Origin of the sequence: Mesorhizobium sp. B2-3-10 (assembly GCF_006442275.1) — a bacterium.
Classification (GTDB): Bacteria; Pseudomonadota; Alphaproteobacteria; order Rhizobiales; family Rhizobiaceae; genus Mesorhizobium; species Mesorhizobium australicum.
The window spans coordinates 232,409-245,086 of the sequence record NZ_VFVT01000005.1; the positions used below are offsets into that span (position 1 = coordinate 232,409).

Annotated in this window: 11 protein-coding genes and 1 other RNA gene; 9 read left to right on the forward strand and 3 right to left on the reverse strand. The window is 62.3% G+C overall.

All coding sequences use genetic code 11. The annotated features are described in order from the left end of the window. Nucleotides 1-101: 101 nt before the first annotated feature. Nucleotides 102-198, reverse strand: an RNA gene (gene ffs, locus FJ943_RS16585) — signal recognition particle sRNA small type. A 144-nt stretch (nt 199-342) separates the two neighbouring features. Between ffs and FJ943_RS16590 the strand changes: the two genes are divergently transcribed. The 3 genes from FJ943_RS16590 to FJ943_RS16600 are packed head-to-tail and all read left to right on the forward strand — an operon-like array spanning nt 343 to nt 2,088. Then, complete coding sequence (locus FJ943_RS16590; RefSeq protein WP_140507712.1) at nt 343-762, forward strand: HIT family protein; 420 nt, start codon at nt 343-345, stop codon at nt 760-762. A 51-nt stretch (nt 763-813) separates the two neighbouring features. After that, the gene (gene nudC, locus FJ943_RS16595; protein ID WP_140723011.1) at nt 814-1,758 is read left to right on the forward strand and encodes an NAD(+) diphosphatase; all 945 of its coding nucleotides are present in this window, start codon (nt 814-816) and stop codon (nt 1,756-1,758) included. A gap of 30 nt (nt 1,759-1,788) precedes the next feature. Beyond that, nucleotides 1,789-2,088: a Dabb family protein gene (locus FJ943_RS16600; RefSeq protein ID WP_140723014.1), complete on the forward strand. Its 300-nt coding sequence runs from the start codon at nt 1,789-1,791 to the stop codon at nt 2,086-2,088. Nucleotide 2,089: 1 nt separating this feature from the next. On the opposite strand, the gene FJ943_RS16605 is transcribed toward FJ943_RS16600, so the two are convergent. Continuing rightward, a complete protein-coding gene (locus FJ943_RS16605; RefSeq protein WP_015314050.1) occupies nt 2,090-2,953 on the reverse strand; it encodes a prephenate dehydratase in 864 nt (287 codons plus the stop codon). Nucleotides 2,954-2,962: 9 nt separating this feature from the next. After that, nucleotides 2,963-3,691: a 3-deoxy-manno-octulosonate cytidylyltransferase gene (locus FJ943_RS16610; RefSeq protein WP_140660621.1), complete on the reverse strand. Its 729-nt coding sequence runs from the start codon at nt 3,689-3,691 to the stop codon at nt 2,963-2,965. A gap of 192 nt (nt 3,692-3,883) precedes the next feature. Here FJ943_RS16610 and FJ943_RS16615 point away from each other — a divergent pair, with 192 nt between their 5' ends. The 6 genes from FJ943_RS16615 (at nt 3,884) to FJ943_RS16645 (ending at nt 12,658) form a co-directional block, all read left to right on the forward strand. Further along, nucleotides 3,884-4,585 carry a cytochrome c family protein gene (locus FJ943_RS16615; RefSeq protein WP_140660620.1) on the forward strand — a complete coding sequence of 234 codons (702 nt, stop codon included), beginning with the start codon at nt 3,884-3,886 and terminating at the stop codon, nt 4,583-4,585. A gap of 165 nt (nt 4,586-4,750) precedes the next feature. Beyond that, on the forward strand, nt 4,751-6,628 hold the full coding sequence (locus FJ943_RS16620; protein ID WP_140723017.1) for an extracellular solute-binding protein: 1,878 nt from the start codon (nt 4,751-4,753) through the stop codon (nt 6,626-6,628). A 14-nt stretch (nt 6,629-6,642) separates the two neighbouring features. After that, entirely contained in the window at nt 6,643-8,511 is a 1,869-nt protein-coding gene (locus FJ943_RS16625) for an extracellular solute-binding protein (protein ID WP_140723020.1), read from the forward strand. 279 nt (nt 8,512-8,790) lie between these two features. Then, nucleotides 8,791-9,885 (forward strand): microcin C ABC transporter permease YejB, encoded by a 1,095-nt coding sequence (locus FJ943_RS16635; RefSeq protein WP_015314055.1) that lies wholly within the window; start codon nt 8,791-8,793, stop codon nt 9,883-9,885. Further along, on the forward strand, nt 9,885-11,030 hold the full coding sequence (locus FJ943_RS16640; protein WP_140660617.1) for an ABC transporter permease: 1,146 nt from the start codon (nt 9,885-9,887) through the stop codon (nt 11,028-11,030). The genes FJ943_RS16635 and FJ943_RS16640 overlap by 1 nt, the downstream gene beginning before the upstream one ends. Continuing rightward, nucleotides 11,027-12,658 carry an ABC transporter ATP-binding protein gene (locus tag FJ943_RS16645; RefSeq protein WP_140723023.1) on the forward strand — a complete coding sequence of 544 codons (1,632 nt, stop codon included), beginning with the start codon at nt 11,027-11,029 and terminating at the stop codon, nt 12,656-12,658. The genes FJ943_RS16640 and FJ943_RS16645 overlap by 4 nt, the downstream gene beginning before the upstream one ends. Nucleotides 12,659-12,678: the final 20 nt, after the last annotated feature.

The window sequence follows — 12,678 nt, forward strand, 5'->3', positions numbered from 1 at the left end:
CCCGTTAAGCTCCAAAAGGCCGCGCCCACAGGCGCCGATTCCTGCGCATAGTCTCGCCCGCGCTGCAATGCGTCGTCAATGTCGCGAGGAGGGCCGATGAGGTGGGAGGCTGGAACAATGACCCGTTCCGGGCTCGTTAGGGCTGCTTCCTTCCGGACCTGACCCGGTTGGCGAGTGGATCGTCCACCACCAACCTCCCGCTGTCCATATCGGCAATTGCGCGACGAAATGCAAGTGCGCAGGCAAATCGGCACCGCGAACCACCAGATTCGCTTGCAGCACCGGTGCAGCCGCTCTAGCGTTCATGGTTTGAGGAAACCAAGAAAAGCAAGGGAAACGCCGATGCTGCCGGGCCTGAAGGCCGGATTCACGCTGGATGCCCGGCTGGAGGCCGACAGCGAGCAATTGATGTGGCTGGGGCTGTGCGAATTGCGGGTGATGAACGACCGCCGTTGGCCATGGCTGCTCCTGGTGCCGCAGCGGCCGGGCGCGGAGGAGATCCATGACATGACGCCGCTCGACCAGGCGATGCTGACCTTCGAGACCAATATGGTGGCGCAGGCGCTGAAGAAGGTGAGCGGCTGCACCAAGATCAACACCGGTGCGCTCGGCAACATCGTGCGCCAACTGCACGTCCACATCATCGCACGGTCCGAGGGCGATCCCGGCTGGCCCGGCCCAGTCTGGGGGCACGGCCTGCGCGAGCCCTATGAGCGTTCCGATCTGCGCCGGTTTGCCGAAACGATAAGGGCAGCGCTATAAGCCTTGCCGTGTCCATCCCAAGCATGTCCATCCCAAAACACCAGAGTCCATATGACCTTCCGCCTGTTTGACGCGCCCGTGCGCGAGCCGAGCCAGTTCGTCGGCTTTGCCGGCAACACGATCGACCGGCAATCCGAGAACCGCGCCGACGATTCGGTCGACAAGGCGCTGGCCGATCCGACGACGCGGCTGCTGTTGATGAATGGCGGCAGGCTCCTGCTGAAGCCCGGCGAGGGCGGCCGCCTCGACCCATGGTTCGGCATCGCCGAAAGCGAGCCCTTCAGCCCTTCTGTCGACCAGGGCGTGCTGCTCGGCTTTTCCGAACAGGGGCCGGTGCTGGCGGTGCTTGCAGGCGTCGATGCCGAACAGCTGCCCGAAACCGTCAAGGCGATCGATTACCGCTCGGTCTATATGCAAGGGCTGATCGACGAAGCGGCCGCCGGCGCGATGGCGCAGGGCGCCGCCCTGCTTGCCTGGCACGCCAGCCACCGCTTCTGCAGCAAATGCGGCACGCAATCGCAGATGCGGGCCGGCGGCTACAAGCGGCATTGCCCCAATTGCGGCACTGAGCATTTTCCGCGCACCGACCCGGTGGCGATCATGCTGACCACGACGCGGGAGAAATGCCTGCTCGGGCGCGGCCGGCATTTCGCGCCGGGCATGTATTCGGCGCTTGCCGGCTTCATCGAGCCGGGCGAGACGATCGAGGCGGCGGTGCGCCGCGAAACGCTGGAAGAGGCGGGCATCCGGCTCGGCCGCGTCGTCTACCACGCCAGCCAGCCCTGGCCGTTCCCCTATTCGCTGATGATCGGATGCTTCGGCGAGCCGCTCAACGAGGACATCCAGGCCGATCTCAACGAACTGGAGGACTGCCGCTGGTTTTTGCGCGACGAGGTGCGCCTGATGCTGGACCGAACGCACCCCGACAATCTGGTCACGCCGCCGAAAGGCGCCATTGCGCACCACCTCATCCGCGCCTGGGTCGACAGCGAATAACGAATATCGAAGTCATTGCAGGAGAGACAAATGATCCGTCACACCGTCGTCTTCACGCTGAAGCACCCACCGCATTCGCTGGAGGAAAAGCGGTTCCTCGTCGACGCCAGGAAAATCCTGTCGGCGATCCGGGGCGTCACGCATTTCGAGCAATTGCGGCAGGTCAGCCCGAAGAACGACTATCAGTTCGGCTTCTCGATGGAGTTCGCCGACCAGGCCGCCTACACCAGGTACAACGACCATCCCGACCATGTCGCCTTCGTGCGCGACCGCTGGGTGCCGGAGGTCGAGGCCTTCATGGAGATCGATTACGTGCCGTTGGGCTGGTAGCTCAATCCGCCACCTTCCACTGCTCGCGTGACTCGCTGGCTGGATAGACGCCGAGGATCCGCACTTCGCGCGAGAAGAACCGCAGCTCGTCGAGCGCCAGCTTGACCAGCGGATCGTCGGGGTGGCCCTCGATGTCGGCGTAGAACAGCGTCGCCGTGAAGGCGCCGAGCTGGTAGCTTTCCAGCTTTGTCATGTTGATGCCGTTGGTGGCGAAGCCGCCCATGGCCTTGTAGAGCGCGGCCGGCACGTTACGGACGCGAAAGATGAAGGTCGTCATCATCTTGACGTCGGGTGACGGGCGCTCGGCCCATTGCTTGCTTTTGGTCAGGACGACGAAGCGGGTGACGTTGCTGTCGGTGTCCTCGACATTCTCCTCGATGATGTCGAGCCCGTAGAGCGTCGCTGCCAGCGCCGGCGACAACGCGGCCATGGTGCGGTCCTTGACCTCGGAGACCATCTTGGCGGCGCCCGCCGTGTCGCCGGCGACCACTCCCTTCCACCCGTTCTTGCGGATGTATTTGCGGCATTGGCCGAGGGCGTGGATGTGGGTGTGCACGGTCTTGATCTCGTCGCGCCTGACGCCCGGCAGCACCATCAGCTGGAAATGGATCGGCAGGAAATATTCGCCGACGATGTGCAGCTTCGATTCCGGCAGAAGGTGGTGGATGTCGGCGACGCGCCCGGCGATGGTGTTCTCGATCGGGATCATGGCAAGATCGGCCTTGCCGGTCTCCACGGCATTGAACGCGTCCTCGAAGGTCGGGCACGGCAATGGCTCCATAGAGGGATAGACGTTGCGGCTGGCGGTGTCGGAATTGGCGCCGGGCTCGCCCTGGAAGGATATTCTATTGGTCTTTTCAGGCATGCTGATATCTCAGTTGGAAAGGATTTGCCTGGCACGGTCCAGGTCTTCAGGGGTGTCGACACCAAGCGGCAGCGACTGCACGATCTCGGCGTCGATGCGCATGCCGGCTTCCAGGGCCCGCAGCTGCTCCAGCCGCTCGCGGCGCTCAAGCGGCGACGGCTTCAGCGCGACGAAACGCTCGAGTGCCGCGCGTCGATAGGCGTATAGGCCGACGTGGTGATAGAGCGGCCCCTCACCCCAGGGTGCCGTGGCGCGGGTGAAGTAAAGCGCCCGCAACCGCGTGCCGGTGAGCGGCGACCCGACGATCTTGACGACGTTAGGATTGGTCTTTTCCCCCTCGCGGACGATCTCGACGCCGAGCGTGGCGATATCCACCAAGGGGTCGTCGAACGGCCTGAGCGAAGCGGCGATGATGCCGGGATCGATGGTCGGCAGGTCGCCCTGCACATTGACGATCGTTTCGACTTCGCCCCGGGGATCGAGTGCCAACAGTGCCTCGTGGATGCGATCCGAACCCGACTCATGATCCAAGCGCGTCATCACCGCCTCGAAACCATGCGCCCGCACCGCTTCGGCCACGCTTTGCGTGTCGGTCGCCACCACCACACGACCAAGCCCGGCCTCGGCGGCGCGGCGCGCTACGTGGACGATCATCGGGGCGCCGGATATGTCGGCCAGCGGCTTGCCCGGCAGGCGTGTCGAGGCCATGCGGGCGGGGATCAGGATCAAGGTTGACATCGGTCTGGCAAGGCGTTCGAAACGAGGAGGGGAAAGTGGCAAAAGGTCTCACTGGAAGCGCCCTTATAGGTGTTGCAACGCCGGAGCAAAAGACCTAGTTTCCGCCCGATTTGACCGGCTCTGGAGGGCAGGTCTCGATACCGACGGACGGAGTGGACGGATCGGTCCGCCGGAAAAGGGAGCAAGGGGCGTATGGATTCCAACGAAGTCAACAAGCTGCTCGCCGGATTGCTCGGAACCATTTTCGTGGTCTTCTCGGTCGGCATCGTGTCGGACGCGCTGTTTGCCTCGCCCGCTCCGGAAAAGCCCGGCTTCGCCATCGAGGCCGCCGAGCCCGCCGAGGGCGGCCCCGCCGGGCCGGCAGCAGCCGAAAAGCCGATCGCAGATCTTCTGGCCAGCGCAAGTGTCGAACAGGGCGCCGCCATCTTCAAGAAATGCCAGGCCTGCCACTCCGGCGAGAAGGGCGGCCCCAACAAGGTCGGCCCGGATTTGTGGGATCTCATCGACCGCCCCGTCGCCGCGCATGAGGGCTTCGCCTATTCGGCCGGCATGAAGGAGTTTTCCAAGGGCGGCGCCGAGAAGTGGACCTACGACAACATCAACCACTTCATCACCTCGCCGAAGAAATTCGTGAAAGGCACGGCGATGGGCTTCGCCGGCCTGCCCAAGGAAGAGGACCGCGCCAACGTCATCGCCTATCTGCGCACGCTGTCGGACAATCCCAAGCCGCTGCCCGCGCCGGGCGCTGCCGCCGACGCGACGGCGCCGGCCAAGCCGGCTGAAGGTGCCGCACCGGCCAAGCCGGCCGAAGGGGCTGCTCCCGCCAAGCCGGCGGCACCTGCGGCTCCCGCCGCACCAGCTCCGGCCGCCCCAGCACCGGCGCCTGCTCAATAACCCAAATATCGTCTCGACGACCTTGAAAAAGCCGGGTTCAGCCCGGCTTTTTCGTTAGGAAAATCGCATATGCGGCGACAAAGCCGCGCATGGCGGTTTTCACGCGCGACAAATCATCTAGATTGCCTTTCTGGATGATGGCACGCATCGCGAAGAGGACAGTGGATGACGCTTGGCCGGGTGCTTCTCAAATCATTGCTGGCGGCGGCCCTGCTGGCCGCGGGGTTGCAGGCGGCCCTGGCCGACGAGTGGCGCACGACATCATCGCTGATCGGCGACTCCAAATATGGCGACAACTTCCAGCACTATGATTACGTCAATCCGAACGCGCCCAAAGGCGGCACGCTGAATTCGGTGGTGCTGGGCACTTTCGACAGCTTCAATCCCTATATCGTGCAGGGTTCGCCGGCCGCCGGCCTGGTCGGCTTCGGCGGCGGCCTGCTCTATGACACGCTGATGGAGCAGGCGACCGATGAGGGCAGCGTCAGCCATCCTCTGATCGCCGACGCCTACAAATTCCCGGCCGACTATTCCTCGGCGACTTACCGGCTCGACCCCCGCGCCAAATGGCATGACGATCAGCCGATCACCGTCGACGACGTGATCTGGTCGTTCCAGATGCTGAAGGCGAACAGCCCGCAATACAGCCGTTATTTCGAGAACGTCACCGATGCGGTGGCGATCTCCGACCGCGAGGTCGAGTTCCATTTCAACCAGAAGGGCAACCGCGAACTGCCGAAGATCCTTGGGGATCTCGCCGTGCTGCCGAAGCATTGGTGGGAAGGCACGGACGCCAATGGCAAGAAGCGCGACGTCACCAGGCCGACGCTGGAAATTCCGCTCGGTTCGGCTGCCTACAAGATCGCCAGCTTCAAGCCGGGCTCGGAGATCGTCTGGCAGCGCGTGCCCGACTACTGGGCGGCCAAGCTGCCGGTGAAGATCGGCCGCGAGAATTTCAACACGCGCCGATACACCTACATTCTCGACGACAATGCCGCCTGGCTTGCCTTCACCAAGGGTGGGCTGGAAGACATCAACCGCGAATACAGCTCCCGCAAATGGGCTACAGCCTATAATTTCCCGGCCATTCAGGCTGGCGACGTCATCAAGAAGGATTTCCAGACCCGGTCGCCGCAGCCGATGCAGGGCTTTGTGCTAAATCAGAGGCGGCCGCTGTTCCAGGACCGACTGGTCCGCGAGGCATTGACCATACCCTTCGATTTCGAGAGCATGAATCGCACCTTGTTCTTCGGCTTCAACACACGCACATCGAGCTATTTCCAAGGTACCGAACTGGCGTCCAGCGGATTGCCGCAGGGCAAGGAACTGGAAATCCTGGAAAAGTATCGCGACAAGCTGCCGCCAGAACTCTTCTCTCAGGAGTTCAAGCTGCCCGTCTACGACTCGCCGCAAGCGGAACGAAAGTATCTGAAGCAGGCCGTCGATCTCTTCGCCAAGGCCGGTTGGATCATCAAGGGCGGCAAGATGCTTAACGCCAAGACAGGCGCACCGTTCAAGTTCGAGATCCTCGGCTGGAACGACACAGACCAGGTGATCGCCAGCCCCTACATCGCCAACCTGCGCAAGATCGGCGTCGACGCTACCCTGCGCATCATCGACCAGACGCAGTATATCAACCGCGTCAACAATTTCGATTTTGATGTCGTGACGGGTCTGTTCGGCCAGTCGGAGTCGCCCGGCAACGAGCAGCGCGATTTCTGGAGTTCCAAGGCCGCCGATGCGCCTGGTTCGCGCAACCTGATGGGTATCAAGGATCCAGTCGTCGACGCGCTTGTCGATCGCATCATCTTCGCCACAGATCGCGATGATCTCGTCGCCGCCACCCACGCACTCGACCGCATCCTGCTGTGGAACTTCTACGTCGTGCCGCAATATTACCGTTCAGCGGTATGGCTGGCCTATTGGAACAAGTTCAAGTTCCCCGACAAACAGCCTGCCTATGTCGGCGCCGACATCGATTCATGGTGGATCGACCCGGACAAGGAAAAAACGCTGGCGGCCAAATACAAGGGCGGCAATTGATGGGGCGGCAATTGATGGCGGCCCTGCCCCGCCGCGATTTCCTGGCTTTGGGTGGCGCTGCCGCTGCAGCAGCGCTGATGCCGGGCAAAGCCTTTGCAAACGTTGCGACCGGCACCAAGCTGCACGGCCTTTCCGCCTTCGGCGACCTCAAATACAAGCCTGATTTCCCGCATTTCGACTATGTCAAAGTCGATGCGCCCAAGGGCGGCATCTTCAATTTCTCGCCGCCGAATTGGGGTTACAACCAGGATACGCAGACTTTCAACACGCTGAACTCCTTCGCCAACAAGGGCGATGCGCCGCCACGCATGGAGATGTGTTTCGACGCGCTGATGGTGCGGGCGCTCGATGAACCCGACGCGGTATATGGCCAGATCGCGGATGGCGTGACGCTCTCCGACGACCGCAATGGCTTCACCTTCTCGCTTCGACCCGAGGCGCGTTTCCATGACGGCACGCCGCTGACGGCGCAGGATTCTGCCTTCACCTTCAAGCTCTACAAGGAGAAGGGCCATCCCGACCTATCGCTGTCGCTGACGCACATGATCGATGCCGTTGCCGTCGATGACCGCACACTGCGGCTTACTTTTTCCGGCAAGCAATCCGCCCGGACCGTGCTCAACGTGGTGGAATTCCCGATCCTGTCCAAGGCCTTCTACACGGCAAATCCCTTCGATTCCTCGCAATTGAACCCGCCGCTCGGGTCCGGCGCCTACAAGGTCGGGCGTTTCTCGGCCGGCGCATGGATCGAGTACGATCGGGTGGCGGACTATTGGGGTCGTGACCTCGCGTTCAATCGCGGACAGAACAATTTCGATCGTATCCGCATCGAGTTCTACCAGAACCGCAACGCCGGATTCGAAGCCTTCAAGAAAGGTGAGATCACTTATCGCGAGGAATTCGTGTCACGCGTTTGGGCCACCGCCTATGACTTCCCTGCAATGACCGCGGGCAAAGTGGCCAAGCATGAATTCCCGGCCGAAAAGCGACCCTCGATGCAGGCCACCGCGGTCAATCAGCGGCGAGAGCAGTTTCGCGACCCTAGGGTGAGGCGGGCGCTGGCGCTATGTTTCGATTTCGAGTGGACGCGCCGCAACTTCTTCTACGGCTCGTACGAGCGTTCGCAATCCTGCTTCGAGAAATCGGACTTTCGCGCCGAAGGGACACCGTCGCCGCAAGAACTGGCTCTGCTGGAGCCGCTGCGAAGCCAGTTGCCGGCAGAGGTCTTCGGCGAGGCAGTGACCCAGCCCGCGTCCGACGGCTCCGGTCGCGACCGCAAGCTGCTTGGCCAAGCGGCAAAACTTCTGTCCGCCGCCGGGTGGAAGCGATCAGGCGACTTTGTCGTTAACGACAAGGGAGGCCGGCTTTCAGCCGAGTTCATGGTCGATGACGACACCTTCGTCCAGGTCTATTCGCCCTGGGTCGCCAACATGAAGGCGATCGGCATCGACGCCACGATACGGTTGGTGGATTCGGCGCAATACCAGTCCAGGCAGGCGAGTTTCGACTTCGACCTCTTGTCTGCTGCTTTTTCGTTCAGCGCGACGCCGACTCGGGATGATCTCGAAGTCTTCTTCCATTCGAGCACCGTCGGCGTCTCCGGCTCCCGCAACTTGCCGGGTATCTCCGATCCCGCTGTCGACACGCTGATCAATGCCGTGGGCGCGGCAAAGGACCGTGAAAACCTGACCGTGGCGATGCGGGCGCTCGACCGGGTCTTGCGTGCGCGATGCGATTGGATTCCTAGTTGGTTCCTGGCGAATCACCGCGTCGCCTATTGGGACATGTTCGGCTTTGTCGAGCAAAAGCCCGATTACGGCTTTCCGGTCGAGACGCTGTGGTGGTTCGATAAGGGCAAGGCGGCAAAAATTGGCAAAGGCTGAATATCTTGCGGGTGTTGGCGCTGCCCCTCACCTGCCTGCCGGCATCCTCTCCCCGTATAGTGACGGGGAGAAGGGCGCTCTCATCGATAGTTTCGTCAACTGCAAGCGTTGCAATAAAAGCGCCGAGATCGCGGCCAGCCCCTTTCTCCCCGTTACTATACGGGGAGAAATGTCCGGCAGGACAATGAGGGGCGGCGCCCGCGCCGACAATTGGCCTGAAGCGAATGCCTTGGGGGTGTTGCCGGACGCGGTGGCTCTCCTCGAGGAGGATAACACCTGATGGGCGCCTATATACTGCGTCGCATCCTTTTGATGATCCCGACCCTGTTCGGCATCATGGCGATATCGTTCGCCGTTATCCAGTTCGCGCCTGGCGGGCCGGTCGAGCAGGTCATCGCCAAACTGACCAACCAGGGCGGCAGCGACCGCCTCGGCGGTGGTGGCGGCGATGCAGGCGGCTCCAATTTCGATGTCGCCGGCGATGTGAGCTCGAAATATCGCGGCGCCCAGGGCCTGGATCCGGAATTCATCAAGAAGCTGGAGAAGCAGTTCGGTTTCGACAAGCCGCCGCTCGAGCGCTTCGGCATGATGCTGTGGAATTATGCCAGGTTCGATTTCGGCAACAGCTATTTCCGCGATATCTCGGTGCTCGACCTGATCCTGGAAAAGATGCCCGTATCGATTTCGATCGGGCTCTGGATCACCTTGTTGTCCTATCTGATCTCGATCCCGCTCGGCATTCGCAAGGCGGTGAAGGACGGCACGCCCTTCGACGTCTGGACCAGTGGGGTCGTCATCGTCGGCTATGCCATTCCAGGCTTCCTGTTCGGCATCCTTTTGATGGTGCTGTTCGCTGGCGGCTCGTTCTGGGACTGGTTCCCGTTGCGCGGCATCGTCTCGGACAATTGGGACCAATTGTCGTGGCCGGCCAAGATCGTCGATTATTTCTGGCACATGACGCTGCCGCTGACGGCGCTGGTGTTGTCGGCCTTCGCAACGACCACGCTTTTGACCAAGAACTCCTTCCTGGAGGAAATCCGCAAGCAGTATGTGGTGACGGCGCGCGCCAAGGGCCTGTCGGAACGGCAGGTGCTTTATGGCCACGTTTTTCGCAACGCCATGCTGATCGTCATCGCCGGCTTCCCGGGTGCCTTCATCTCGGCCTTCTTCACGGGATCGCTGCTGATCGAGAACATCTTTTCGCTCGACGGGCTCGGCCTGCTCGGCTTCCGGTCCGTGGTCGAGCGCGACTATCCGGTGGTGTTCGCCAACCTTTATATCTTCTCGCTGCTTGGCCTCTTCGTCGGGCTCCTGTCCGACCTGATGTACACCTGGGTCGATCCGCGCATCGATTTCGAGCGGAGAGACATCTGATGTCGGAGGCAAGGGTAACCGCCGGTGTCTTGCCGGAGCGGCTCCCACGGCCGTTCCTGTCGCCGCTCAACAAGCGCCGCCTGCAGAATTTCAAAGCCAACCGGCGCGGCTACTGGTCGCTGTGGATTTTCCTCGTCCTGTTCGTGCTGTCGCTGTTTGCCGAATTCATCGCCAACGACAAGCCGATTATCGCTTCCTACAAGGGCGAGATCCTTTTCCCGGTGATGGTCGCTTACCCCGAGGAAAAATTCGGCGGCTTCTATGCCGTCACCGATTACCGCGACCCGGTTATCCAGGACGAGATCAACGCCCATGGCTGGATGATCTGGCCGCCGATCCGCTATTCCTACCAGACCGTCAATAACGCCATTCCGGAAGCAGCGCCGGCCAAGCCATCATGGGAATATGACGCCAAGACGCGCTGCAACCAATATCCACGAGGAGCCGATGACCCGGCCTGCAATGTCGGCAACTGGAACTGGTTCGGCACCGACGACCAGGCGCGCGACGTGCTGGCGCGCGTCATTTACGGCTTCCGCATTTCGGTGCTGTTCGGCCTGATCCTGACCGCGGGTTCGGCGCTGATCGGCGTCGGCGCCGGTGCCTTGCAGGGCTATTTCGGCGGCTGGACGGATCTGCTGTTCCAGCGCTTCATCGAGATCTGGTCGGCCATTCCCGTGCTTTATCTGCTGCTCATCGTCGCCGCCATCCTGCCGCCGGGCTTCTTCATCCTGCTCGGCCTGATGCTGCTGTTTTCCTGGGTGGCGCTGGTCGGGGTGGTGCGGGCGGAGTTCCTGCGCGCCCGCAACTTCGAATATGTCAACGCGGCGCGCGCGCTCGGCGTGCCCAACCGCACCATCATGTTCCGGCATCTGCTGCCCAACGCCATGGTGGCGACATTGACCTTCCTGCCCTTTTTGCTGAGCGGCTCGATCTCGACGCTGACCTCGCTAGACTATCTCGGCTTCGGCCTGCCGCCCGGCTCCGCCTCGCTCGGCGAACTGCTCAAGCAGGCGCAGCGCAATCTCAACGCGCCCTGGCTCGGCATTTCCGGCTTCGTCGTCATCTCGCTGATGCTGTCGCTGCTGGTTTTTGTCGGCGAGGCGACGCGCGACGCCTTCGATCCGCGCAAGACGTTCAAATGAGCGATGCTCCCTTGCTCAGCGTGCAGGACCTCAGCGTCGCCTTCAGCCAGGGCGGCGGCCAGTCAGTCGCCGTCGACCACATTTCGTTCGACATCGCCAGGGGCGAGACGGTGGCGCTGGTCGGCGAATCCGGCTCCGGCAAATCGGTCTCGGCGCTGTCGGTGCTGAAGCTGCTGCCCTATCCCAGCGCCAGCCACCCCTCGGGCAAGATCCTGTTTCAGGGTGCCGACCTGCTCGCCATGAGCGAGAAGCAATTGCGCCAGGTGCGCGGCAACAAGATCACCATGATCTTCCAGGAGCCGATGACCTCGCTCAATCCGTTGCACACGATCGAGCACCAGGTCGTCGAAATCCTGAAGCTGCATCAAGGCATGGGCGACCGTCCGGCCAAGGCGCGCACGCTGGCCCTGCTCAACGAGGTCGGCATCCGCGATCCGCAGAAGCGTCTGGACGCCTATCCGCATCAGCTGTCCGGCGGCCAGCGCCAGCGCGTCATGATCGCCATGGCGCTCGCCAACGAGCCGGAACTGTTAATCGCGGACGAGCCGACGACCGCGCTCGACGTCACGGTGCAGGCACAGATCCTCGAACTGCTCGCGGGCCTCAAAAGCCGCAAGGGCATGTCGATGCTGTTCATCACCCATGACCTCGGCATCGTGCGCAAGATCGCCGACCGGGTCTGCGTGATGACCAAGGGCAAGATCGTCGAGACCGGACCGACCAAGGACATCTTCGCCAACCCGCAGCACCCCTATACGCGCCATCTTCTGGCCGCCGAGCCGAAAGGCAAGCCGCCGGCCGCCAATGCCGACGCCAAGCCTGTCATGACCGGCAAGGACATCAAGGTGTGGTTTCCGATCAAGCAGGGGTTCTTCCGGCGCACGATCGATCATGTGAAGGCGGTCGACGGCATCGACGTCACCGTGCGCGCCGGCCAGACGCTGGGCGTGGTCGGCGAATCCGGTTCGGGCAAGACGACGCTCGGCCTGGCGCTGGCGCGCATGATCTCGTCGACCGGGACGATCCAGTTCAACGGCCGCGACATCAACCAGCTCACCTTCAACGCCATGCGACCGCTCAGGCGCGAATTGCAGATCGTCTTCCAGGATCCGTTCGGCTCGCTCAGCCCGCGCATGTCGATCGCCGAGATCATCGAGGAAGGCCTGAAGATCCACGAGCCGAAGCTGTCGCCCGACGAGCGCGACGACAAGGTGGCCGCCGTGCTGAAGGAAGTCGGGCTCGATCCGGCGACCCGCAACCGCTATCCGCACGAGTTTTCCGGCGGCCAGCGCCAACGTGTCGCCATCGCCCGCGCCATGGTGCTCAACCCGCGCTTCGTCATGCTGGACGAGCCGACATCGGCGCTCGACATGAGCGTGCAGGCACAGGTCGTCGATCTCCTGCGCAATTTGCAGGCCAAGCACGACCTCGCCTATCTTTTCATCAGCCACGACCTCAAGGTCATCCGGGCGCTGGCCAACGACGTCATCGTCATGCGCAACGGCCAGATCGTCGAAGCCGGCCCTTCCGAACAGATTTTTGGAAATCCGCAAACCGACTATACTCGGGCTCTGATCTCGGCCGCTTTCAAGATCGAGACAGCGCCGACAGGCGTGGTCAGCGAGTGATCCGCACAAGGAAGGACTGA

Bases quoted from the DNA above. Each gene is read 5' to 3' on its own strand.
- FJ943_RS16640 (WP_140660617.1), top strand. From the start codon at position 9,885: ATGTCGGAGGCAAGGGTAACCGCCGGTGTCTTGCCGGAGCGGCTCCCA.
- FJ943_RS16645 (WP_140723023.1), top strand. From the start codon at position 11,027: ATGAGCGATGCTCCCTTGCTCAGCGTGCAGGACCTCAGCGTCGCCTTC.
- FJ943_RS16605 (WP_015314050.1), bottom strand. From the start codon at position 2,953: ATGCCTGAAAAGACCAATAGAATATCCTTCCAGGGCGAGCCCGGCGCC.
- FJ943_RS16600 (WP_140723014.1), top strand. From the start codon at position 1,789: ATGATCCGTCACACCGTCGTCTTCACGCTGAAGCACCCACCGCATTCG.
- FJ943_RS16635 (WP_015314055.1), top strand. From the start codon at position 8,791: ATGGGCGCCTATATACTGCGTCGCATCCTTTTGATGATCCCGACCCTG.
- FJ943_RS16620 (WP_140723017.1), top strand. From the start codon at position 4,751: ATGACGCTTGGCCGGGTGCTTCTCAAATCATTGCTGGCGGCGGCCCTG.
- FJ943_RS16625 (WP_140723020.1), top strand. From the start codon at position 6,643: ATGGCGGCCCTGCCCCGCCGCGATTTCCTGGCTTTGGGTGGCGCTGCC.
- FJ943_RS16590 (WP_140507712.1), top strand. From the start codon at position 343: ATGCTGCCGGGCCTGAAGGCCGGATTCACGCTGGATGCCCGGCTGGAG.
- FJ943_RS16610 (WP_140660621.1), bottom strand. From the start codon at position 3,691: ATGTCAACCTTGATCCTGATCCCCGCCCGCATGGCCTCGACACGCCTG.
- FJ943_RS16615 (WP_140660620.1), top strand. From the start codon at position 3,884: ATGGATTCCAACGAAGTCAACAAGCTGCTCGCCGGATTGCTCGGAACC.
- nudC (WP_140723011.1), top strand. From the start codon at position 814: ATGACCTTCCGCCTGTTTGACGCGCCCGTGCGCGAGCCGAGCCAGTTC.